This window comes from Actinacidiphila yanglinensis (assembly GCF_900107965.1).
GTDB classification, from domain to species: Bacteria; Actinomycetota; Actinomycetes; order Streptomycetales; family Streptomycetaceae; genus Actinacidiphila; species Actinacidiphila yanglinensis.
On the sequence record NZ_FNVU01000019.1, the window covers coordinates 82,612 to 105,370 of the forward strand.

Annotated in this window: 19 protein-coding genes and 1 pseudogene; 7 read left to right on the plus strand and 13 right to left on the minus strand. The window is 71.7% G+C overall.

Translation table 11 applies throughout. The features are described from left to right. Window positions 1–175: 175 nt before the first annotated feature. Entirely contained in the window at window positions 176–658 is a 483-nt protein-coding gene (locus tag C4U44_RS31755) for a CarD family transcriptional regulator (RefSeq protein WP_103889522.1), read from the minus strand. A 462-nt stretch (window positions 659–1,120) separates the two neighbouring features. On the opposite strand from C4U44_RS31755, the gene C4U44_RS31760 reads away from it, so the two are divergent. Then, a complete protein-coding gene (locus C4U44_RS31760) occupies window positions 1,121–1,759 on the plus strand; it encodes a DUF461 domain-containing protein (RefSeq protein WP_103889523.1) in 639 nt (212 codons plus the stop codon). Between the two features lie 116 nt (window positions 1,760–1,875). Here the strand turns inward: C4U44_RS31760 and C4U44_RS31765 are convergent, their stop codons facing one another. Then, window positions 1,876–2,556: a response regulator transcription factor gene (locus tag C4U44_RS31765; protein WP_031525271.1), complete on the minus strand. Its 681-nt coding sequence runs from the start codon at window positions 2,554–2,556 to the stop codon at window positions 1,876–1,878. Then, window positions 2,553–3,881 (minus strand): sensor histidine kinase, encoded by a 1,329-nt coding sequence (locus tag C4U44_RS31770; protein WP_103889524.1) that lies wholly within the window; start codon window positions 3,879–3,881, stop codon window positions 2,553–2,555. Before C4U44_RS31770 ends, C4U44_RS31765 begins: the two co-directional genes overlap by 4 nt. A 223-nt stretch (window positions 3,882–4,104) precedes the next feature. Between C4U44_RS31770 and phoU the strand changes: the two genes are divergently transcribed. Continuing rightward, on the plus strand, window positions 4,105–4,785 hold the full coding sequence (phoU, locus tag C4U44_RS31775; protein ID WP_103889525.1) for a phosphate signaling complex protein PhoU: 681 nt from the start codon (window positions 4,105–4,107) through the stop codon (window positions 4,783–4,785). A 516-nt stretch (window positions 4,786–5,301) separates the two neighbouring features. On the opposite strand, the gene C4U44_RS31780 is transcribed toward phoU, so the two are convergent. From C4U44_RS31780 to C4U44_RS31795, 3 genes are all read right to left on the minus strand, one after another. Beyond that, on the minus strand, window positions 5,302–6,432 hold the full coding sequence (locus C4U44_RS31780; RefSeq protein ID WP_407642919.1) for a nitric oxide synthase oxygenase: 1,131 nt from the start codon (window positions 6,430–6,432) through the stop codon (window positions 5,302–5,304). 62 nt (window positions 6,433–6,494) lie between these two features. Continuing rightward, window positions 6,495–7,637, minus strand: a complete 1,143-nt coding sequence (locus tag C4U44_RS31785) for a globin domain-containing protein (protein ID WP_103889526.1) — start codon at window positions 7,635–7,637, stop codon at window positions 6,495–6,497. A gap of 1,241 nt (window positions 7,638–8,878) precedes the next feature. After that, on the minus strand, window positions 8,879–9,352 hold the full coding sequence (locus C4U44_RS31795; RefSeq protein ID WP_103889528.1) for a hypothetical protein: 474 nt from the start codon (window positions 9,350–9,352) through the stop codon (window positions 8,879–8,881). Window positions 9,353–9,533: 181 nt separating this feature from the next. Between C4U44_RS31795 and C4U44_RS43710 the strand changes: the two are divergent. Next, a pseudogene (locus tag C4U44_RS43710) lies at window positions 9,534–10,034 on the plus strand (DUF6928 family protein); the annotation flags it as partial. A gap of 52 nt (window positions 10,035–10,086) precedes the next feature. Beyond that, window positions 10,087–10,389 carry a DUF6928 family protein gene (locus tag C4U44_RS43715; protein ID WP_407642923.1) on the plus strand — a complete coding sequence of 101 codons (303 nt, stop codon included), beginning with the start codon at window positions 10,087–10,089 and terminating at the stop codon, window positions 10,387–10,389. A gap of 130 nt (window positions 10,390–10,519) precedes the next feature. Here the strand turns inward: C4U44_RS43715 and C4U44_RS31805 are convergent, their stop codons facing one another. Further along, window positions 10,520–11,278 carry a phosphoglyceromutase gene (locus tag C4U44_RS31805; protein ID WP_103889529.1) on the minus strand — a complete coding sequence of 253 codons (759 nt, stop codon included), beginning with the start codon at window positions 11,276–11,278 and terminating at the stop codon, window positions 10,520–10,522. Between the two features lie 68 nt (window positions 11,279–11,346). After that, window positions 11,347–12,339 (minus strand): quinone oxidoreductase family protein, encoded by a 993-nt coding sequence (locus C4U44_RS31810; RefSeq protein ID WP_103889530.1) that lies wholly within the window; start codon window positions 12,337–12,339, stop codon window positions 11,347–11,349. A 122-nt stretch (window positions 12,340–12,461) separates the two neighbouring features. Between C4U44_RS31810 and C4U44_RS31815 the strand changes: the two genes are divergently transcribed. Further along, window positions 12,462–12,914 carry a MarR family winged helix-turn-helix transcriptional regulator gene (locus C4U44_RS31815; RefSeq protein ID WP_103889531.1) on the plus strand — a complete coding sequence of 151 codons (453 nt, stop codon included), beginning with the start codon at window positions 12,462–12,464 and terminating at the stop codon, window positions 12,912–12,914. A gap of 63 nt (window positions 12,915–12,977) precedes the next feature. Here the strand turns inward: C4U44_RS31815 and C4U44_RS31820 are convergent, their stop codons facing one another. The 4 genes from C4U44_RS31820 to mshA all read right to left on the minus strand — a co-directional run bounded on the left by C4U44_RS31820 (window position 12,978) and on the right by mshA (window position 19,503). Continuing rightward, complete coding sequence (locus C4U44_RS31820; protein WP_103889532.1) at window positions 12,978–14,558, minus strand: glycosyl hydrolase family 28-related protein; 1,581 nt, start codon at window positions 14,556–14,558, stop codon at window positions 12,978–12,980. A gap of 109 nt (window positions 14,559–14,667) precedes the next feature. Next, entirely contained in the window at window positions 14,668–17,544 is a 2,877-nt protein-coding gene (locus tag C4U44_RS31825) for a PKD domain-containing protein (protein WP_103889533.1), read from the minus strand. An 80-nt stretch (window positions 17,545–17,624) separates the two neighbouring features. Further along, complete coding sequence (locus tag C4U44_RS31830) at window positions 17,625–18,170, minus strand: type III secretion system chaperone family protein (protein ID WP_103889534.1); 546 nt, start codon at window positions 18,168–18,170, stop codon at window positions 17,625–17,627. Next, complete coding sequence (gene mshA / locus C4U44_RS31835; protein ID WP_103889616.1) at window positions 18,163–19,503, minus strand: D-inositol-3-phosphate glycosyltransferase; 1,341 nt, start codon at window positions 19,501–19,503, stop codon at window positions 18,163–18,165. Before mshA ends, C4U44_RS31830 begins: the two co-directional genes overlap by 8 nt. A gap of 319 nt (window positions 19,504–19,822) precedes the next feature. On the opposite strand from mshA, the gene C4U44_RS31840 reads away from it, so the two are divergent. Both C4U44_RS31840 and C4U44_RS31845 read left to right on the plus strand, forming a co-directional pair. Further along, complete coding sequence (locus tag C4U44_RS31840; protein WP_103889617.1) at window positions 19,823–20,611, plus strand: class I SAM-dependent methyltransferase; 789 nt, start codon at window positions 19,823–19,825, stop codon at window positions 20,609–20,611. A gap of 272 nt (window positions 20,612–20,883) precedes the next feature. After that, a complete protein-coding gene (locus C4U44_RS31845; protein ID WP_103889535.1) occupies window positions 20,884–22,263 on the plus strand; it encodes a PP2C family protein-serine/threonine phosphatase in 1,380 nt (459 codons plus the stop codon). A 69-nt stretch (window positions 22,264–22,332) separates the two neighbouring features. Here C4U44_RS31845 and C4U44_RS31850 read toward each other — a convergent pair whose 3' ends face one another. Further along, window positions 22,333–22,713: a DUF2516 family protein gene (locus C4U44_RS31850; protein WP_103889618.1), complete on the minus strand. Its 381-nt coding sequence runs from the start codon at window positions 22,711–22,713 to the stop codon at window positions 22,333–22,335. Window positions 22,714–22,759: the final 46 nt, after the last annotated feature.

Consider the following 22,759-nt stretch of genomic DNA (forward strand, 5'->3'; position numbering starts at 1 on the left):
AGGCATGCCGTGGCATAAGCATGCCGCAGCACCCGGCCTTGTTGCTCGACCGGGTGCCGCGGCAGTGTCCCCCAGTGGTGGCCGGGGGTGCGTCTGCGTAAGTCGGTACGTCACATGGGGCGGCGTGGGGTCTCACACCGTCAGGTACGCGACACGAGAACGTCCGAGGACGGTCTTACGACGCGAGGACCTCGTCGAGCAGAGTCTCGGCCTTGTCCTCGTTGGTGTTCTCGGCCAGTGCGAGTTCGCTGACCAGGATCTGACGCGCCTTGGCGAGCATGCGCTTCTCGCCCGCCGACAGGCCGCGCTCACGCTCGCGCCGCCACAGGTCGCGCACAACCTCCGCGACCTTGATGACGTCGCCAGAGGCGAGCTTCTCCAGATTTGCCTTGTAGCGGCGGGACCAGTTGGTGGGCTCCTCGGTGTACGGCGCCCGCAGCACCTCGAAGACCCGGTCCAAACCGTCCTGACCGACCACGTCGCGCACGCCGACGAACTCCGCATTGTCCGCGGGCACGCGCACCGTCAAGTCGCCCTGGGCGACCTTGAGCACCAAGTAGGTCTTGTCCACGCCTTTGATCTGGCGAATTTCGATCGCTTCGATCAGCGCGGCCCCGTGATGGGGATAGACCACGGTGTCGCCAACCTTGAACGTCATGTGACAGGTACCCCTTCCGTGGCTATCCAGGGTAACACGGGAACGGCGTCTTCTGAATGGCGTTTCCGCAGGTCAGGGCATATCTCGGGGCTTGACAAGCGCCCCCGGAACGTGCTGGAGGGGGCGACTTCGAGGGGGTCTTCGCAGGTCGGAGCGGGTATGAACCACGACCGAAACGTACCCGTTACGGCCCCGAACACCCCCGAACAGGGGGCGATACGTCCGTATTTGTCACTCTCGCAGGAGTGCATCCTCGCTACGCCGTTCGGGCCGGTGGGGCCCTTACCGGCCGTCCGAAGATCAGTTTTTGCCCGATCATGGAAAAGGCCGCCGCCGATCTTGGGGCGCCCGGGTAATCAACGCGCCCTAAAGGCGGGGCCGGTGCAAGCCCGGGGCGGTGGCGTCGGTAATGTAAGCGCGCTGGAAGATCTTCCGTTACCTGCCCAAGGAGATGCCGCCGCCGTGGTCCGCAGCATCCGTCGCGGCGCTGTCGCCGCCGTACTCGCGCTCTCGCTCGCGCCTCTCGCCGCTGCCTGCTCGGCCGGCAACGACGCCGCGACACTGGGCGTTCACCCGGACAGCGACTCGGGGTCGACGGGCAACGTCAAGGTGCAGAACGCCTTCGTGCTCACCGATCCGAGCGGGCCGGCGACCATCACCGCCCGCCTGTTCAACAACGGCTCCTCCGCGCAGAGCCTCCAGTCCGTGCAGATCGCCGGCACCACCACGGCCCAGCTCAAGGGCACCGACGGCGGACCGACGATCACGGTGCCGGCACACAGCAGCGTGCTGCTCGGCGGCAAGGGCAACCCCGCCGCGGTCCTGCCGGGCAGGAACGAGTCGCTGCGCGACGGCGACGTCCAGGAGGCGGTCTTCTCCTTCAGCGCGGCCGGTGCGGTGAAGATGCAGGTCAACGTGACGCCGGCGACCCGCTACTTCGCGCCGTACGGGCCGGGGGCGCTGCCGACGACGGCCGCGCCGACCACGCCGAGCACGCCGGCGAGCCCGTCCACGAGCACGAATCCGGGCAGCACCTCCACCCCCACCGGCAAGCCGTCGGGCACCGCGACGCCGACCTCCACCGCGACCGCGGGGGCGTGAGGGCAGTTGTGAGGGCTGACGGGGCAGCGCGCCGTTAGGCATGCGTCGGTAAGGGGCTCGACACCGGGTGTCGAGCCCCTTACCGCTCCGTCCCGTACGGCAGGCGGTCGAGCGGTTTACGGCTCGAACTTGTAGCCGAGGCCGCGGACCGTCACCAGGTAGCGCGGCGCCCCCGGGTCCGGCTCGATCTTCGCCCGCAGCCGCTTGACGTGGACGTCGAGGGTCTTGGTGTCGCCGACGTAGTCCGCGCCCCACACCCGGTCGATGAGCTGCATCCGGGTCAGTACGCGCCCGGCGTTGCGCAGCAGCATCTCCAGCAGGTCGAACTCCTTCAGGGGCAGGTCGACCTTGCCGCCACCGACGGTGACGACATGGCGGTCCACGTCCATCCGCACCGGCCCGGCCTCCAGGGCTGCCGGGGAGATCTCCTCCGGCTCGCCCCGGCGCCGCAGCACCGCGCGGATGCGGGCAACCAGTTCCCGGGAGGAGAAGGGCTTGGTCACGTAGTCGTCGGCACCTATCTCCAGGCCGACCACCTTGTCGATCTCGCTGTCCTTGGCGGTCACCATGATCACCGGGACATTGGACTTGAGCCTCAGCTGGCGGCAGACCTCGGTGCCGGGCAGGCCCGGCAGCATCAGGTCGAGCAGTACCAGGTCGGCGCCGTTGCGCTCGAACTCGTCCAGCGCGTCGGGCCCGGTCGCGGAGATCGCGACCTCGAAGCCCTCCTTGCGGAGCATGTAGGACAGCGCGTCGCTGAAGGACTCTTCGTCCTCTACGACGAGTACGCGGGTCACGGGAGGACCTCCGGGGCGGGGATGTGTTCGGGGAGGGTCTGGAAGAGCTTGTCGTCCGTGGGCTCTTCGTCGACAAGGTCGTCGTACGGCTCGTCCTGATCGGATCGGCCGGACGGGACGGATCGATCGGGTCGGTCGGACCCGGTCTCCGGTTCGGCGGGTCGGCCGCGGCCTGCCTCGGGCAGTCGCAGGGTGAAGGTGGAGCCCTGTCCCTCGGCGCTCCACACCGTGACCTCCCCGCCGTGCGAGGCGGCCACGTGCTTGACGATGGACAGGCCGAGTCCGGTACCGCCGGTGGCCCGCGAGCGCGCCGGGTCGACCCGGTAGAAGCGCTCGAAGACCCGCTCGCGGTCCCGCTCGGAGATGCCGATGCCCTGGTCCGTGACGGAGATCTCTATCAGGTCGCCGCCTGCCGCGCTGATCCGGCGGCCGGCGATGCCGACCCGGGTACGGGCGGGGCTGTAGTTGACGGCGTTCTCGACGAGGTTGCCCAGGGCGGCGGCGAGCTGGCCGCGGTTGCCCCAGATGAAGAGGTCGGGGGTGGTGCCGGTGGCCATGATGATCTGCTTGGAGTTGGCCGGCTGGCGGCAGCGGTCGACCGCCTCCGCGACGAGGTCGTCCACGGCGACCGGCTCGGCGTCGACGAGGGCGTCGTCGTCCTGGACCCGGGACAGGTCGATGATCTCCTGGACCAGGCTGGTCAGCCGGGTGGCCTCGATCTGCATCCGGCCCGCGAAGCGGTTCACCGCCTCGGGGTCCTCGGCCGCGTCCATCACGGCTTCGGAGAGCAGCGAGAGGGCGCCGACCGGGGTCTTCAGCTCGTGGCTGACGTTCGCCACGAAATCGCGGCGCACCGCCTCGATCCGGCGGGCCTCGGTGAGGTCCTCCACCAGTAGCAGCACCAGCCGCGATCCCAGGGGCGCGACTCTGGCCGAAACCGCCTGCCCCTCCCCCCGGCCCGCGCCCCGGCGCGGCAGGTCCAGCTCGACCTGCCGTATCTCACCGTCCCTGCGGGTCTCGCGGGCCATCTGGAGCATCTGGTCGACGGCCAGCCGGCCGCCGCGCACCAGCCCGAGGGCGTACGCCGCCGAGCTGGCCTTCACCACGGTGTCGCCCTCGTCGAGGACGACGGCCGAGGAACGGAGCACGGAGAGGACGGTGTCCACCCCGGGCGGAAGTACAGCGGTCATGTTGTCGGTCCGTAGCGCTTTGCGGGTAGGGCGGGCCTGTTCCCGCTCGCTCCACCGGAACGCGAGTACGGCGCTGGCGCCGGTCAGAAGACCGGCTATCGCGCTGGCTGCGGCCACTGCCGCGTTCACGTCCACAGCTACAGGTTAGGTGGCCTGCTCAATTGCTTTACAACCCCGCGAGCGAGCTCTCGGATGTACGTTGCCAAGAGTTCACCTTGAGGAAGGTCTGGATTCACCTGCGAGGCGCGGCCGGGACGCGTACACCCATCAGCGTGTGAGCTGGAGGAGAAGCCTCTGTGCACACGTTTCGGCCACGGCCGCGGAACGCGGTGCCCTCGGCCTGTACGGAAGGAAAGCGATGCGGGACGCATACCACGAGGAGCTCGACTCGATCGGCGACGGGCTGGTCGAGATGGCCCGCCTGGTCGGGTCCGCGATAGGCAGGGCCACCACCGCGATGCTGGACGCCGACCTGAAGGTCGCCGAGAGCGTGATCGCGGCGGACGAGAAGGTCGACGACCTCCAGCGCGAGCTGGAGACCCGCGCGATCACCCTGCTCGCCCGCCAGCAGCCGGTCGCCACCGATCTGCGGATCGTGGTGACGAGCCTGCGGATGAGCGCGGACCTGGAGCGTTCCGGCGACCTCGCGCGGCACGTGGCCAAGCTCGCCCGGCTGCGCTTCCCGGAGTCGGCCGTACCGCGTGACCTGCACAGCACCATCCTGGAGATGGGCCAGCTCGCGCAGCGGCTGATGGCGAAGGCCGCCGAGGTGATCATCACCAAGGACGTCGACGACGCGCTCCAGCTGGAGGCGGACGACGACCGCATGGACGAGCTGCACCGCACCCTCTTTCAGCACCTGCTGGACGACCGCTGGAAGCACGGCATCGAGACCGCGGTCGACGTGACGCTGGTCGGCCGCTACTACGAGCGCTTCGCCGACCACGCGGTCTCCGTCGCCAAGCGCGTCGTCTACCTGGTGACCGGCGAGCACGCGGACGAGATGAGCCCGGCGCCGTCGCCCACCGAGGGCGCGTAGCGCGAGGGCGCGGGAGCCAGGAGGCGCGGGAGCCCGGGTGGCCGCGCGCGCCCGTGCGGAGGGGGCGCGCGCGACGGGGGTGGATGCCCGGGATGCCCTCGTGCGCCCTTGAAACACCGGAACGCGCCGGGTTCACTGGTGGTCACGCCAGCATGAGGAGGGTGTCACCGATGCCGCAGTCCCCCACCCCACCACCCGTTCGCGACCGCTCAGCGTCCGAGACGGCGCCGCCGCTGCGCACCCCGCTCCCTCTGGTGTCCGCCTGCGGTTGCGGCTCGGGCTGCGGCTGCGGCTGCCAGTCCGGCGGCCCCTGCCAGTGCAGCGGCTGCTCCCACTGATCCGCCCGCGTCTCCGATTCGCCCGCGTCTGATCCACTCGCGCCTGATCCACTCGCGCCTCAGCGCGTGACGAAGGGCTCCCCCGGCTTCCGCCGGGCGGAGCCCTTCGTCATGTCGTGGCGCGGCTCGTGCGGCAGGCCGTGAGGAGGGTCGCGGCGCGGGCCGGGGGCTCGGCGGATCAGCCCCAGGGGCAGGTGGCCGCCTGCGCCGCGGGAGCGCGGTGGACGAAGGCGGGGCGCAGCTCCGGGTCCGGCGGATCGTAGTAGCGGTGGAAGACGGCGGTGGCCGAGCCCGACAGCGGCGGGACGATCCAGCTCCAGTCGGTGGGGACGGGGCGTCCGCGCCTGCCCTCGCGCTCCACGTGGGCGAGGAAGCGGGTGGACTCACTGTGGTGGTCGGCGATGGTCACCCCCGCCTGCTCGTAGGAGTGCAGTACGGCCAGGTTGAGTTCGACCAGTGCCCGGTCCCGCCACAGGGTGCGGTCGTTGCCGGTGTCGAGGCCGAACAGGGCGGCGACGGCGGGCAGGCAGTCGTAGCGGTCGGTGTCGCCCAGGTTCCGCGAACCTATCTCCGTGCCCATGTACCAGCCGTTGAAGGGCGCCGCCGGGTAGATCACCCCGCCGATCTCCAGGGACATGTCGCTGACGGCCGGCACCGCGTACCAGCGCAGGCCCATGGCGGCGAACCCCGGGTGGTGCGGATGCGTCAACGGCACCTCCAGCACGGCGTCCTCGGGTATCTCGTAGAACTCCGGGGGGCGGCCGGAGCCGGGCTGCACCATCAACGGCAGTACCTCGAAGGGGGATTCGCCGCCCTTCCAGCCCAACTCCTTGGCCAGCGCCACCCGATGCGTGCTGCGCGGGTCGTCGGCGTAGCGCACCAGCTGCTCGCCCAGCAGGGTGGACGCCGGCCGGCCCGGGCGGTCCGGGGCGAAAACGCTGATCACCGGGCGGATGCGGCCGCCGTTGGTGGCGAGGCGGAGGTGCTCGAAGCAGTGCTCGGCGATGTCGTCCGGGTCCTCGACGTGCCGCAGGTCCCGCACGGTCAGGTTGTTCCAGTACAGGCGGCCGATGCAGCGCGCCGAGTTGCGCCAGGCCGCCCGCGCGCCGAAGGCCAGCTCCTCGGGCGTGTGCACGTAGGTGCCGTGCAGGTTCACCTCCGCGGCGACCTCGGCGATCCTGCGCCGCGGGTCGGTGGCACCCGGGTTCTCCGTGGCGAACTGGCGGATGAAGGTCGCGGCGGCGTCCAGGACGTCGTCGTGCCCGGGCGGGCGGCGCCGGGGAGCAGCGGATGGACCGGAGGAGTACACAGGTGGGTCTTTCCTGATCGGGGGTTCGTGCGCGCGACGCCCGCCGTACGCGGCCGGGCTGCTCACTCCGCCGCCGGATCCGTCATCTGCCGGGACCGCAGCGAGGCCTCCAGCGCGGGGACGTCGAAGGGGTCGAAGTGGATGCGCTCCTGGGGGACGCCCTGCCGGGCGAGGATGGCGGTGGCCTCGGTGACCATGTCGACCGGGCCGGACAGGAAGGCCTCGTGCTCGTACCAGGGCCCGAACTCCCCCAGCACGCGCGGCAGGGTGCCCTCCAGCCCGGCGATGCGCTCGTGCGAGACGGCGGCCCGTACCGAGAGCCAGTGGTGGCGCTGGGACATGCGGAGCATGTCGTCGAGTCCGTAGAGCTCCTCGGCGGTGCGGGCGCCGACGAAGACGTCCACGTAGCGCTTGATCCCGTTGCGGGCGGCCTGCTCGACCAGGGCGCGGATCGGCGCGACGCCCGTCCCCCCGGCGACACACACCAGATCGCGGTCGCTGCCCGGATCGAGCGTCATCTCGCCCTGCGTGGGCCCCAGTCGGACCACGTCGCCCGGCCGCGCGTTGTACACCAGGGCCCGGCTGACCTGGCCCTGGCGCACCGCGCGCACGTGGAAGGTGAGGGTGTTGTCGGAGCGCGGGGCGTGCGCGGGCGAGTAGTAGCGCCAGGCCTTGGGCTGCCAGGGCGTCTCCATGCTCGCGTACTGGCCCGCGGTGTACGGGTAGGGGCCGTCGGGGCGCACGGTGATCTCGGCGATCCCGTGGCCGCGATGCAGGTGGTGGACGACCTCCGCCTGCCAGATCGCGGGCCTGTTGAGGGCGTCCTCGTCGGCGGCGTGCATCATCACCTGGGCGACGACGCCGTAGCCGTGGGTCCACGCGGCGGCCAGTTCCGGGCTCCACGCCGGGCCGGCGTAGCGGGCGAGCGCGGCGAGGAGGCACTCACCCACCGCGGGGTAGTGCCCGTGCAGGGCGCCGAACTTGCGGTGGTCCTTGCCCAGCCGGCTGCAGAAGCGCACCAGGTTCTCCGCATCGTCGACCAGGTCGACGATGTGGAGCAGCCCGCGCAGCAGGCGGTCGCGCTGGACGTCCAGGTTGTCCGGGAACAGCCCGCGCACCTGGGGGTACCGGGTGAAAAGGATGGCGTAGAAGTACACCGTCATCTCGCCCGCGAACGGGCCGACCACGGCCACGCTGGCGCGCATCAACGCGATTTCGTCGGGCGTCAGCGGAACGAGCTCGGGGAGTGGGATCGATGGGGGAGGGGGCGGCGCGGGAGCGGGTGGATCCGCCGCGTTTTCCGGCCCTGATGCCGGTACGGACGGATCGGTTCCAGCCTCCCCCCGGCGCTTGTCAGCGCCCCGCGAAGAACGTGGGGAGAATTTCACCGGGCATCACCCGGTACACGTGAAATCGTCATCAGCATAAGGGAAAGCCATTGTCAGAACGGTGGGGTCCGGTGGCTGCCGTGAGCGCTGAAAAATCGGTTCGCGGCCGCCGGAATCAGGAAAATGACGGCATTTTCTCCACCCGTGTGGTGTGAAATCCGGGCACGTCCGACACCTGCTCGGAGTGCCGCGCCGACTGGGTGGGGCGATCGGCGCGCAACGGAAGAACGTCGAGCTGACGTGCAGTCATGCGCGATGTTGGATCCGGCATCGGCGGGGAGCCTCCCTGGGGCACCGTGCCGCACGGGGACGGGCGGCAGGAACGCGCTCACCCTAATACAAAACCTTCACGCGTCAACCGCCGGATGCGCGCACGGTTTCGGGGCGCCACATGGTAACGCCCCGTCAGTTCTGGTCCATCCGGGGCCCGTCACACCGTGTGCGGCGACCGGAAAAAGTCCCGTATCAACCGAAAACTCCAGGCCCTCGCGGTTCGGTGCGGAAGTTGATTTCGGCGGTGCTGCGTGCTGTTCTCCACGGCCGTCGGAAGCAGATTGACCCAGCGGAATTGGGGAGCGGTTACATCGATCACATTCCCGCACTGGCCTTCGCGTTTCGCCTACGGTAGGGTCCGGGTCTCCACCGGGAACACGAAAGTGCGTTCCGAGCGGGGCTGACGAGGGCTGCCCGGTCCCTCATTTCCACCCGGGCACATTTGCGCCGGGCGCCGAGCAGCGTCGTCCCGTTCACCGGCGTGCCGCGGGCGTCAAGCGGTTGCCGTAGCTCCGCTGCTGCGAGGCCACGGGGCACCCGGCACTGCGTCTGGGCCCTGTACCGCTTGAGCAGGGCGGTGATCGGCTCGCTCCACGCCACACCGTTCAGCTCGACCAGCAGATCGTCTGGGCACAACGCGTAGAGGTCATCCCACCAACGCCGTTCCCTGTTGTCCCAGACCCGCTACCCGCCCGACAGCGCTCTCCAATCGGCCGCCGGCGTTGCGTCAGGGGCGGCTCACGGCGCGGTCTCCCATCCGGCCGGCGGACGACCGATCGCGGAGCTCAGTCGCCGGAGGAGCCGAAGAATCCGACGTGGCTGGGTTGACCTTCGGTGTGGAGGACGACGTAGACACCGGTCCAGCGCATCCGGTCTTCTCCCAGCAACGTCGTGTCCTCTTCCATGGGATTTCTGGTCCTCATGGCCTCGTGTGCCCGAGCCATCGCGTCCTGGTACTGCTCCACCGTCGGGCGATCCGTGCCGAAGTGATGGACGAGCCGGGCGTTGGTCAGCGGGCGGACTGTGAAGTAGTCCGCCTCCTGGTCAGGCACGGTCGACCCGGTTGTCCAGCGCACGTCCAGAATCGAATGAGTTCCCTCCTCACCCATGAACTCCTCGTCCTCGTAGAGTTCCTCACGGCTCGCGTACTCCTCGCCGTCGCCGTATCGCTCCTGGAAGACCTCTTCGTGCAACGCTTCAAGCGTCGCCTCGACACTTCCCCTGTACGGAGTGACGTAGTCCCACCCGCTCGCGCCCATGGCCAGCCCCTCTTCCCGGTTGCTGCGTGACCGCGGCCGACGGTACTGGCCCACTCCGACAACCGATGGGCGGCGTCGACGATCCGACGGTCACCGTTCTCCCGTCCATGCCGGCCCGGACCGCGGCCGCGTCAGGGTCTGATCCGGCACCACGCGGCGGCTGTCAGCGCCCGGATCCAGCATGCCGAGCGTCGGGGTTCCTGCCGCATCCTCCGTGCAACTCCTGGGTGGACACGGTCTCGAACCGCATGAACGTTGCCTGTTGGGGAGGAACCGTGGGGGCCAAGACCGGCCTGCTCGTGTACGCGGACGGGATGTCCCGGAGCTGCTGCGGCAGGTGGAAGCAGCTCCGGCAGAACCGGCGTTCGCGCTGATGCGGCGTCTCTACCCGGGCTGGGAGATCACCGAAGGCCAGGGCTCCACCCTTGGGGACGGCGTGTATCCACCTGAGGGAACCGTCTACGCCGCGAGATGGTCCGGCGTGGAGATCGTCTGCGACCAGGGTGTGATCATCGATGTCCCGTCACAGCTTCGAGAGCCTCTCGTCGCGGCGAGTCGTGGGCGGCGGCTGGTCCTGCATGCCATGCACAGCGTGGTCGACTGGCTGGCGTTCGCCGTCTGGGAGGACGGACGGCTCATCCGCTCCCTGAGCCTGTCGCCGGACAGCGGGATCATGGAGAACATCGGCGATCCGCTCCCCTTCGAACTGCCCTACTGGGCCGGGGACCGTCCGGCTGACGTCGTTCCCGTGGCCGGACGAGGAGGACGACGAGCCCTATCCGCTGGCCTTCCACCCCCTCGACCTCGGGGAAGAGGCACTGCGCGCGCTCTGCGGATTCGTACGGGAGGGCTGTCCCGAACCTGGCGACATCGACGCGGAGAGCATCCCGCTTCATGGCTTCACCGTGCGGGACCCGAGCGGTCCGACTCGGGCCGAGAAAGAAGCGGCGCAGCGAAGGCTCACGGAAGCCATGGGACCACCGCGCTTCTACTCGATGGGGCCCGACGGGACGCTCATCGAGCGCAGTCTCCCCTAGCGCGTACCGCCGGCCCAGGATCTGGTGGCCGTTCTCCCAGCCGCGAGCCACTGCCGTGGACGGCCCCCCACACACATGCCCCCTCCCCGCGGAAGAACCCGCAGGTCGGGGGCATGGTCGGCTTGAAGGGCTACTTCTTGCCCTGGTTCTTGACCGCCTCGATCGACGCGGCGGCCGCGTCCGGGTCGAGGTAGGTGCCGCCCGGGGTGATCGGGTGGAAGTCGGCGTCCAGGTCGTAGGCGAGGGGGATGCCGGTCGGGATGTTGAGGCCCGCGATGTCGGCGTCGGAGACGTTGTCGAGGTGCTTGACCAGCGCCCGCAGGGAGTTGCCGTGGGCGGCGACGAGGACCGTGCGGCCGGCGAGCAGGTCGGGGACGATGCCGTCGTACCAGTAGGGCAGCATCCGGTGCACCACGTCCTTGAGGCACTCGGTGCGGGGGCGCAGCTCCGGCGGGAGGACGGCGTAGCGCGGGTCGTCGGACTGGGAGAACTCCGTACCGTCGGCGAGCGGCGGCGGCGGGGTGTCGTAGGAGCGGCGCCACAGCATGAACTGCTCCTCGCCGAACTCCGCGAGGGTCTGCGCCTTGTCCTTGCCCTGGAGGGCGCCGTAGTGCCGCTCGTTCAGCCGCCAGGAGCGCTTGACCGGGATCCACAGCCGGTCGGCCGCCTCCAGCGCGAGCTGGGAGGTGCGGATCGCGCGCCGGAGCACCGAGGTGTGCAGCACGTCGGGGAGCAGCCCGGCGTCCTTGAGCAGCTCGCCGCCCCGGACCGCCTCCTTCTCACCCTTGTCGTTGAGGTTGACGTCCACCCAGCCGGTGAAGAGGTTCTTCGCGTTCCACTCGCTCTCGCCGTGGCGGAGCAGGATCAGCTTGTACGCAGCAGCAGCCATACCTCCGAGCGTAATGGAATGACCTCCGCGCCCCTCGACCGCCCCGGCACCGGCCGGACACCCGGTGATCAGCTCTTACGGTCGGCCGTCGCGGACCCGTCCGGAGCGGGCGGCGCCACCCGCACCACGCTCTTGCCGAGCGTCACCCCCGCGCCCAGCCGGTGGACCGCGGTGGCCAGGTCGGCGAGCTCGTACGCGGCACTGATGCCGACCCGGAGGTCGCCCGCCGCCACGAGGTCCAGCGCGGCACGCATCGACGCGGCCAGCCGCTCGGGGTGGGTGCGGCCGAGCAGGTTGCCGTTGTGGGTGAGCAGGGAGAGGCCGCGGGCGAGCAACTCGTCGGACGCCACGCGGACCGGCTCGGACGTCGCGATGCTGCCGTAGGCGACCAGCCGCCCGTGGTCGGCGAGCAGCGCGAGACTCGCCTCGCGGGTCGCGCCGCCGACCGGGTCGAGGACGGCGTCGAAGCGCTCCGCGGCGAGGGCTCCGGCGGCGAACTCCGCCCGGGTCAGGGTCCGTCCGTACCCGAACCCGGCCGCGTGGGCCGCCCGCGCGGGCGTACCGGCGACCCCGGTCACGGACGCGGCACCGGCGGCACGCGCGAGTTGCCCGGCGAGGATGCCGACCCCGCCGGCGGCGGCGTGCACGAGAACGCGGTCGCCGGGCCGGATCCGGGCCGCGCCGTACACCAGGTCGTACGCGGTGGGACCGCCCCAGCCCAGGCCGGCGGCGTCGCGCAACGACACCGCGCCGACGGGCACGGCAAGGGCCGCGGGGGCGACCGCGACCTCGGCGTACCCGCCCGCGGGCGGCAGCGCGAGCACCGCCTCGCCGGCACGTGCCGGGTCGACTCCGGCGCCGACCGCGGTGATGTGCCCCGCCACCTCGAAGCCCGGCACGAACGGCCGCGGCACCGGGAAGTGGCCGTCGCGCACGAGCACATCGCCGTACTGGATCCCGGCCCACGCGACGCGGACCGCGACCTCGCCCGGGCCGGGACGGGGCTGCTCGGCCTCGACGAGCCGGTAGGCGCCTGCCGCGGTGAGTTCGACGCTCTTCATCCGTCACAACCTCCTGGGTTGTCTCAGTATCCTGATACTCACGCGGCTCGAATCCAAGCAGTATCAGGAAGCTGAGTCAAGAAGCTGAGCCAACGCAGGAAGCTGTGAAAGGGTGAGCGCCGATGGGAGCCACGACCGAGGTCCCCGAGGAGGAGTACCTGTGCACGCGGATTCGACAGACCGAGCAGGCGCTGACCGCCCACCACGAGGCGGTGCTGCGCCGCTACGGCCTGGCGATGACGCAGTACGCCGTCCTGCTCGCGCTCTCCCGTGAGGACGGCCGGTCCGGCGCCCAACTCGCCCGCGCGTGCGGGGTCACCCAGCAGAGCATGGCCGGGGTGCTGACCAACCTCGGCGGCAAGGGGCTGATCAGCCGCGCCCCCTCCCCCGCGCACGCCAAGGTCCAGCTCACCTCGCTCACGCCCGACGGCCGCGCGCTGCTCGACCGGGTGTACGGCGAAGTGGACGCCTTGGAGAAGGAGTTGGCCGCCGCGTTCAGCCCCGCGGAGCGCACCGCGCTGTGCGACCTGCTCGATCGCGCGACGGCCGCGCTCCGCCGCGGCACGCCGCGCTGACCGGCCGCGCCGACCCGGGGGCGCCGCGCCGACCCGGGGGGGAGACCGCGCCAACCGCCCACCTCAGCGCAGCAGTTCGCGCTGGGCCCGGTACAGGTCGGAGGGGACGTCCGCGGCCGGCCCGGGGGTCCCGTAGGACTGGAGGCGGGTGTGCAGGGGGCCCTCGAAGTCGGGGGTGTCGGTCTGGCCGAACTCCTCGACCGCCGAGACAGCGACCGTGGCGCTGAAGGGGGCGATCCCGTCGATGCGGACGCAGCCCGCGCGGCCGTTGGTGACGGTGATGTTCCAGTGGGTGAAACGGGCGCCGTACAGCGGGCCGGCGCTGAGGTCGCCGCCGTGCTGCCCGTCGTTCTCGCAGGTGATGTCGGTGCGGACGCAGGCGAACGGCAGCCCGCGGTGCGTGTCGAACGTCCCCATCTCCATCCGGCCGCCGGCCCAGACGTTGTAGGAGGACAGGCCCTCCACGTTGATGCCGTGCGTCTGGGTGCCGGGCGGGGCCGGGGCGGTGCGCCGGTCGACGGCGAAGTCGGTCACGAGGTTGTCGTGCGATCCCTCGCGGCAGGCGTAGGCATGGTGGCAGCCGCGGCCGGACACGCGGGTCCGCCGGAAGGTGGTGGCCTTCGCGGCAACCATGAGGAAGCCGTTGTCCACGTCGACCGCGTGCACGTCGTCCACCCAGCAGTCCCAAGTGCACTGCGCCGCAAGGCCGTTCCAGCCCCGGTCCAGCAGGTGCGGCCCCTGCGCGCCGGCCGCCGTGGCGATCGTCAGGCCCTCCACCCCGGAGCCGGTCAGCGGCGGCACGCACACGGTCAGGGTCGGCTGCCACTGCGGCCGGGTGTCCAGCGGCAGCGGCCGGTCGAACCGCACCTCGTGCCCGCTGACGGATGCGATCCGCGCGGGCCACTCGTACGGCACGTACGACAGCAGCTTCGTCCGGTCCGACCAGTCGTACGACGCCGCGCCCTCCGTGTCCCCGGCCATGTGCCGCAGCAGGCCGTGGGAGGGGTCGTCGGCGTAGCGGAGCAGGACGCGGTCGCCGGGCCGCAGCGACGCCGGGTCGTCCACCCGCACGCTCCAACCGCCCTGGCGGGACTCGGCGATGACCCGGGCGAGCGGTGCGCAGTGCGTACGCCGGTTGCCGGTCCAGCCCTCGAACGGCCAGTCGCGCGCGCGTATCGCGCCGGTCAGCTCGCGGTAGCGGTCCGCCGGGCACATCCAGACCAGGCCGCCGGCCCACGACCAGCTGGATTTGTCGCCGCCGTACCTGCTGCCGTATTGGCCGACGATCTCCTCCAGCGGGCGGGTGGCGGAGAGCCTGGTCCGCCCGCTGCCCGCGCCCCGCAGCGTGGTGTCGCTCCAGCCCACCTGGACCACGTCGTCGATCCGGTAGGTGCCCGGGCCGAGCAGGACCGTGCCCCCGCCGGACTCCCCCACCTCCCGCAGCGCCCGGTTGATCGCGGGTGCGGCGTCCGCCGAGCCGTCCGCCCGGGCGCCGTACTCCTCGACCCGCACCAGCCGCGCCTCATGCCGCGGGAAGTCCGTCGCCCCGTCCGCGCAGCCCGCCTGCGCCACGTACGGGATCTGCGGGTGCGCGTACGGATTCGCCGCGAACTCCGCCCACAGCCCGCCCGGGTCCTCCGCCATGGCGCCCACCCTCCACCTGTTCACGTATCAGAACAAGGTTCACCCACAAGTCCAGCCACATCCCGCGTCACGATACGCACGGGGACGCCCGGCGGGAAGACGCGGGCGGTCAGGCAGAGTAGGTGCAGTAGAAGCCCGACTGGTCCACGATCAGATCCACCGGCGCGTCGCTGCCGTTGTAGAAGTCGATCTCGCCGTCCTTCCCGACCGGCAGCACAGCGGCGTTGGCGACGGTCGTGCCGGCCCTGAAGTTGACACTGGCCGCGGTCGGACGGGTGGTGCCGTCGGGATAGGCGGTGATGTAGCCGTTCTTCGTCTGGTGCTGCACGGTGAGGTTCAGCTCTGCGGCCGTGACACCGGTGGGCAGCACTCCGTTCACCCCCGTGACCTTGAGCTTGACGGTCGCGCGCGCACCGACCTCGCCGGCGAGGCCCTGCCGGCCGGTACCGTCGCGGGTGTCCAGCACGCGGGTCTGCGGGGTGGACACCTCGACGGAGGCGTGGCCGCGGTCCTGGTAGTAGCCGACCACGTCGGCGACGAAGTCCGCGCTGCCGCTACTGCCGTTGTGCACCACGGCCTTGCCGTCGGTGAGCGACACCAGGGCCAGGTCGGAGACGGTCTGCCCGGCGGACCAGTTGGCGTCGGAGTTGCCCGGGAAGGTGGTCCCGTGCCCGTAGACACCGAGGTATCCGCTCGCCTTGGTGTCGGTGGCCGCGACGTTCAGCACCACGGCGGTGGCGTCGGCCGGCACCCCCTGCACCCCCGCCGCGGTGAACGTCAACTCGCTCTTGCCGGCCACAGCACCCTGGCGCGCTCCCGTCGCGTTGCGCGTGTCGAGCAGACGCGTCGGGCCGACAGGCGAGTACGTGCCGCCCTGCGGGCCGTTCTCCGAATTCGGGGCGACCTCCAGGCCGACCCGATCGAGGACCAGGTCGATACTCTCGCTGCTGCCGTTGTAGAACTCGACCTCCCACTCCTGGCCGGTGTGGGCCAGCACGCTGTTGGCGACAGTCTTCCCGGCGCCGAAGTTGAGCGTGGAGGAGGCCGGCCGGGAGGTGCTGTCCGGGTACACGGTCAGGTAGCCGCTCGCGGTCGCGCCCGTCACCGTCGCGTTCAGGTAGACGCCATGCGGGCTCGGGTAGCCGCCGGCACCGAGCTGGGTCCACGGGAGCGTGAGGGTACTGTGCGCGGCGATCTTGTGGTGCCCGCTGGTGCGGGTGTCGTAGACGCGCTGAGGGGGCAGCGGAAGCACGAGGTCACCGACGGCGAAGGTGACGGACGCACTGAGGTGACGGCCGGCGATGTCGAGACCCAGGTACGTGGCGGTGTACACCCCCGACTTGGTGTAGGAGTACTGCCACCCGCTCCGGTCGGCGACGTCCTGGTCGATGCCGTTGCCGAACCCCAGTTGCGCGTCGGGGATCTCCCAGTTGTCGCCACCCGTGTCGATCGCGATGGCGGCGGTGTCCGGGTAGACGTCGCTGCCGTCGTTCGGCCCGGCGGACTCCGTCAGGGTCACCTTCGGTGCGGTGGGCGTCGCCACCTTCACCGTCGTGGTGGTGCTGGCCGTCTGCCCGTCGCTGTTGGTGACCGTCGTGGTCACCGTGTGCACTCCGGTGGCGGTGAAGACGTGCGAGGCCGTGCCGTCCACGGCCGGTTCGGGTCCGGCCCCTTCCCCGAAGTCCACCGTCGTGCTGACCGCCTCGCCCCAACTGTCGATCGGTGCGGCGGTGACGGTGAAGTCGACGGGCGCCAGACCGGATGCGCGGCTGTAGGTCGCCCCCGGGTCCAGCACGCTCTGTGCCTCGTACGCGCCCCGGTCGACGGTGCCGCTGGCGGTGTCCGGCGTGTTCGGGTCGTCCGTCGACCGCGGCTCGCCCAGGAAGTCCCGTGCCGTGATGCCGGGTGCGTGCGCGTCGCCGGAGTCGGTCAGCGGTGAGTCGTCCGCGGGCGCGGAGTTCGCCGAGCCGGTGAAGGCGATGTCGTGCTGGGCCTGGCCGGGCGCCGCGGCCGCCAAGTCGGCGGCCGTCTGATAGTCCGTGCCGCCCCAGGAGTACGCGAACCGGGGGGCGGTGGCATTGAAGGCGTTGTAGTCCAGGCTCACGGTGCCAGTGGTGTCGGCCGCGACGCTCACCAGCGGGGCTGCGGCGCACGGTGGATCGCCGATCGGCGCGGCCGACTGCAGCACGTTGTTCTCGATCGTGCCGCTGGTTCCCCCGCCGAGCGTGAGCCCGGCGGCGCACGGGACACCCCCGAAGGTGTTCCCGGTGAGCGTGAGCCCGTGGACACCATCGGCGTACACCCCACCGGCCCGGATGGTGGCGAACACGCTGCTCGCCATGGTGACGTTCTGCGCCCCGGCGGCGATGACGACGGCGGGACCTCCACCGGTCCCGCCCGTGGAGGTCCCGCCGGTCGCCCGATAGGGCGCCGTCAAGTCACGGGTCAGCGATACGTCCGAGGACGACCCGTCGACGGAGAACGCCGCCGACTCCCCGTCGCTCACGCCGGTGATCGACACCGTGTCGAACGTGAGGTCGCTGGAACCGCGCACCTCGATGCCGTCGCCCTGCGCGCTGCGAACGGACAGGTCGGAGATGCGGACGTGGTGCACGCCGGAGAGCACGAGTGCGGCCTTCCCCGCCGCGTTCACGAACAGCTGCGACGTGTCCTTGTCGGCGCGCGCGGCCGGGACTCCCACGAAGGAGATCGGCGCGTCGGCGGTGCCGGACCGAGCGAGGGTGACCGTGGTCCCGTCGTGGTCGGCGTGCAGGACGTGCACGGTCTGGCCCGGCTCCACCACGTCCGCGGCCCGCTGGACCGTGCAGAACGGCGTCGCCTGCGTACCCGCCCCCGCATCGCTGCAGTTCGCCGTGTCGACGTACAGGTCCGGCACCGGCTCGTCCGCCGCCGCGGACAGCGGGACCAGTCCGGCGGCCCCGATCACCACCGCCACGAGCACGGAAAAACGCCGTCGAAACCCCATGTTGCCCCCACCCCAGGTCCATCCGGTGCCGCTGCGCCCCCGCACAGCCTGCGCGGATCATACGCGGCAGGACCGACGGATCAGCCCCCGACGGTCGGTTCGGTCAGGTGGGTGAACGCGTCCAGGTTGCGGGTGGACTCCCCGCGGGCCACCCGCCAGGCGTACTCCTTGCGGATCGCCGCCGCGAAGCCGAGTTCGAGCAGGACGTTGAAGGAGCCGTCCGCGTTCTCCAGCACCGCGCCGAGCAGGCGGTCCACCTCGGGCGGGGTGACCGCGGCGAGCGGCAGCCGGCCGGTGAGGTAGACGTCGCCGAGCCGGTCGATCGCGTAACCGACGCCGTACGTCCGCAGGTTGCGTTCGAGCAGCCAGCGGTGGAACGCCTCGTGGTTCTCGTCGGGATGGCGGATCACGAAGGCGTTGAGGGAGAGGGTGTGCTCGCCGACGATGAGCTGGGTGGTCGTGGACAGCTTCCGGGTGCCCGGGAGTTGGGTGACGTAGGTGCCCGGGCGGGGTGACTCCCAGGGGAGTTCGGCCTCGCGGAGTGCCTGCTCGACCGCCGCCCGGGCACGGGCGGCGGGCGAGGAGGGGGTGCTGTCGTCCGGGGGCACGGGGGAAGCGTCAGCCATGGGCCGATCGTAGGTGACGACGGTGCTCGTGCTGCGCTGCCGCGTACACCTCGGCCGTGTCCGCCGCCGCGGTGTCCCAGCCGAAGCCGCGGGCGTGCCGGGCCGCGGCCCCGCCGAGCCGGTCCGCGAGATCCGGGTGGTCGACGAAACGGCGCAGCACCTCGGCGTAGTCGCGCGGGTCGTGGCCGGGGACGAGGAAGCCGGTGCGCCCGTCGGCGACCGCGACCGGCAGCCCGCCGACCGCGGCGGCGACCACCGGGGTGCCGCAGGCCTGCGCCTCGATCGCGACCAGGCCGAAGGACTCGCTGTAGGAGGGCATGACCAGCACCGTCGCCGCGCGGTACCAGTCCGCGAGCCGCGCCTGGTCCACCGGCGGCTGGAACCGGATGACGTCGCACACGCCCAGCCGCGCGGCCAGCTTGTGCAGCGCCTCGGGCTTGGCCAGGCCGCTGCCGCTCGGCCCGCCGACGATCGGCACGACCAGCCGCTCGCGCAGCGCGGGGTCGCGCTCCAGCAGCACCGCCACGGCGCGGACCAGCACGTCGGGCGCCTTCAGCGGCTGTATCCGGCCGGCGAACAGCGGGATGACCGCGTCCCGCGGCAGGCCGAGCCGGGCCCGGGCGGCCGCCCTGCCGTCGTGGTCGGGCCGGAAGCGGTCGAGGTTGACCCCGGGGTGGACGACGGCGACCTTCCCGGGCGCCGCGTCGTAGTGCCGCACCAGCTCGGCGGCCTCCTCGTCGGTGTTCGCGATCAGCCGGTCCGCGGCCGCGACCACCTGCGTCTCGCCGATCACCCGGGCGGTCGGCTCGGGGCAGTCGTCGGCGGCCAGCGCGGCGTTCTTCACCTTGGCCATGGTGTGCATGGCGTGCACCAGCGGCACGCCCCAGCGCTCGGCGGCCAGCCAGCCGACATGGCCGGACAGCCAGTAGTGCGAGTGCACCAGGTCGTAGTGGCCCGGGCGGTGCCCGGCCCACGCCTGCATGACCCCGTGGGTGAAGGCACACAGCTGCGCGGGCAGCTCCTCCTTCGCGAGCCCCTCGTACGGGCCCGCGTCCACGTGCCGGACCAGCACGCCGGGGGTCAGCTCCACGGTGGGGGGCGCCCCGCCGGTGGTGGCCCGGGTGAAGATCTCCACCTCGATGTCCCGCTCGGCCAGCCGCTTGGCCAGTTCCACGATGTACACGTTCATACCGCCGGCGTCACCGGTACCCGGCTGGTGCAGGGGGGAGGTGTGCACGCTCAGCATCGCCACCCTCCGTACCCGGCGCCCGACCGTCCACCGCTTGTGCGGGGCTCCGCGGCGAGCGCCGAGCCGGGACGTGTACGTGGTCACCATGCGATCCTTCCGGCAGCCGTACCCCCGTCGTCAACCTCGCTCAACATCGGAATGTGCGATTCCATTTCCGATCCGGGGAACCGATGTCGGGTCGTTACGGTGCGCGGGCGGTCCGGGGGTGCAGGGGTACGGGGATGTGGGAGCCGCGAGCGCGGCACGGGCACCGCGGGTGCGGGTCCTCAGGGGTGCGGGTACTCGCGGCACCGCGGGTGCGGGTCCTCACGGGTGCGGGTGTTCGCGGGTGCGGGTGTTCGCGGGTGCCCCAGCCATGCGGATGCCCCGGGTCGGCCCCCTCACGCTCGTCTACCCTCGTCCCATGAACGGCGGGCGGACGGTGGGCACGGTGACCAGGGGCACCACCAACCCGAACCGCCTGCGCCGGATGGACCGCTGGACGGCCGCCACCCTCGCAGGGGAACTGCGCGGCGCCGCCGACCCGCTTGCCGTCGACCTCGGGTACGGCGCCGCGCCCTGGACCGCCGTCGAGCTGCTGGCGCGGCTGCGCCGGGTCCGCCCGGACGTGGAGGTGGTCGGCGTCGAGATCGACCCCGCCCGGGTGGCCGCGGCGCTCCCCTGTACCCGCGACGGGCTGACCTTCGTGCACGGCGGTTTCGAGCTCCCGCTGCCGGGCGGGCGCCGTCCCCTGCTGATCCGGGCGGCGAACGTCCTGCGCCAGTACGACGAGGCCGAGGTCGCCGGCGTCTGGGCGGCGCTCCGGGCCCGGCTGGCGCCCGGCGGCCTCCTCGTCGAAGGAACCTGCGACGAGATCGGGCGACGCCACGTCTGGATCGCGGTCGGCCCCGAGGGCCCGCGCAGCGTCACCTTCGCGACCCGGCTCGGCTCCCTCCACCGCCCCTCCGACCTGGCCGAACGCCTGCCCAAGGCGCTCATCCACCGCAACGTCCCGGGCGAACCGGTGCACGCCTTCCTCACGGCCTTCGACCGCGCCTGGGCCTCCGCCGCGCCGCTGTCCTCCCTCGGCGCCCGCCAGCGCTGGATCGCCGCCGTCCGCGACCTGCGCGCCCAGGGCTGGCCGGTCCTCGACGGTCCCACCCGCTGGCGGCAGGGCGAGATCACGCTCGCGTGGTCGTCCGTCGCGCCGTGAGGAGATCGTGAGGGGCTGGTGAGGGGATGGCGGCGCGACCCTCACGCCGCACCCGCGTCCGCGGCGTGGACCCGGAAGAGGGTCGCGTGCGCCACATGGTTGCACCTCTCACGGGTGACCTTGGTCATGCGCGGATGCCCGCATTGCTGCCCAAAACGCCCGCCGATCATGGCATATGACACTCGCTCTTCACTTTTGGCCCTCCCGTCACGCCCTCTTGAGCCACTAGGGTCACCAGACCGAGCCCCCCTGGGGAGGGAAGGAGCCGAGTGATGTCCGCTGCCAGGCGCGGCACCGAACGGCCCTCAGTCACCGATCACGGTGCCGAGGGTCGCGAAGGCGTGCCCGCGGACGCCTCGACGCAACCGAACGCGGCACCCGGCGGTGCGCCGGTCGGAGGACCCGGCGGAGCGCCCGGCGGGGCGCCCGGCGCGGCTCCGGACCGCGGCGATCCGGCCCCGTCCGTCGCGCTCCCCCGGCAGCGCCAGGACACCGTCCCCGACCCGCTCGTCCTGACCCTGCTGGTGATCGGCGACGACCCGGCGGGCGCGTTCACCGCGCCGTACTTCCACGAGCCGGGCGGCCCGCGCATCCGCGTGCTGCGGGCCCGCAACCTGACCGCGGCCGGGCGGCTGCTCAGCGACGACGTGCACTGCATCCTGCTCGACCTGCCGGACGTGCTGGTCAGCCTCCGGCAGGTGACGCGGCTGGCGCCGGGCACCGCGGTGCTGGTCCTCACCGACGGGACCGACGACGGTGAGGCGGCTGCCGAGGCCGTACGGGTCGGCGCGCAGGACCACCTCCTGCGGGACGACGTGGACGGCGGCAACGTCACCCGCGCGGTGCGGTACGCGGTGGAACGCAAGCGGGCCGATCTCGCACAGCGCCAGCTCACCGAGACCCGGCTACTCGCCCAGGAGAACCGGCGGCTGGAGCGCGGGCTGCTGCCCACCCCGCTGCTGGAGGGCGCCACCGGGCTGCGGTTCGCCGCGCGCTACCGGCCCGGCCGGAGCCGGGCGCTGCTCGGCGGCGACTTCTACGACACGGTGCGCACCCCCGACGGCACGGTGCACGCGATGATCGGCGACGTGTGCGGGCACGGCCCGGACGCGGCCGCGCTCGGCGTGGAACTGCGCATCGCCTGGCGCGCGCTGACCTTCGCCGGAGTGGCCGGGGAGGAACTGCTGCGCACCATGCAGGACGTGCTGGTGCACGAGCGCGCCGACGAGGAGATCTTCGCCACGCTGTGCACGGTCGACATCGCGCCGGACGGCCACTCGGCCGAGCTTCACCTCGCCGGGCACCCGGCGCCGATGCTCGCCGCGCCCGGTGCCCCGCCGGCGCTGCTGCCGTACGAGGAGGGCGGACCGGCGCTCGGGCTGCTGCCGGACGCGTCCTGGACCCGGATAGGCGTGCGGCTCGACGGTGAGTGGTGCCTGATGCTCTACACCGACGGCCTGATCGAGGGCCGGATCGGCAAGGGCACGCGGCGGCTCGGCCAGGAGGGCATGGTCGCCCTCGCGGGCGAGCTGATGGCCGCCGGGCTCGGCGGCGAGGAACTGCTGGACGCGGCGATGGCGAAGGTGCGCGAACTCAACGGTGGTGAGCTGACCGACGACGTGGCGGTGGTGCTGCTGGAGCGGCAGCCGTAGGACGCGGGCTGCTCCGTCGCAGAGGTGGGACCCCGCTGTACGGCTGGACGGTTCCTGAGCGGGCCCGGGTCAGCGCCGGCCGTTGTACGGGCCGTACGGGCCGTCGCTGCTGCTGCCCCCGCCACCCCCGCTGCCGCCGCGGCGACCGAAGCCACGACCGCCGCCGCGCCCGCCGCGGCCACTGACACCGCGGACCGCCGGGCGTACGTCGACCATGTACACGATCACCGCGATCAGGCCGATGAGCGGCAGGAACGACATGATGCTGAACAGCTTCATCACCACGGCGGCGATGCCGAGGATGATCAGCCAGAACGCCTTGGTGTTCTTGTCCGCTGCTCGATAGGCGTCCTCACGACGGATCGCCGCGTCCACGAACGCGAAGAGCGCGAAGAGGAAGAGCGCCAACGAGATCAGGCCGAACACCGAAAAGAACGCTGTGATCAGCAAGTCGTCCACCGCCTCAGTCACTGTCAGGTCGTTGCCACCGTACCGG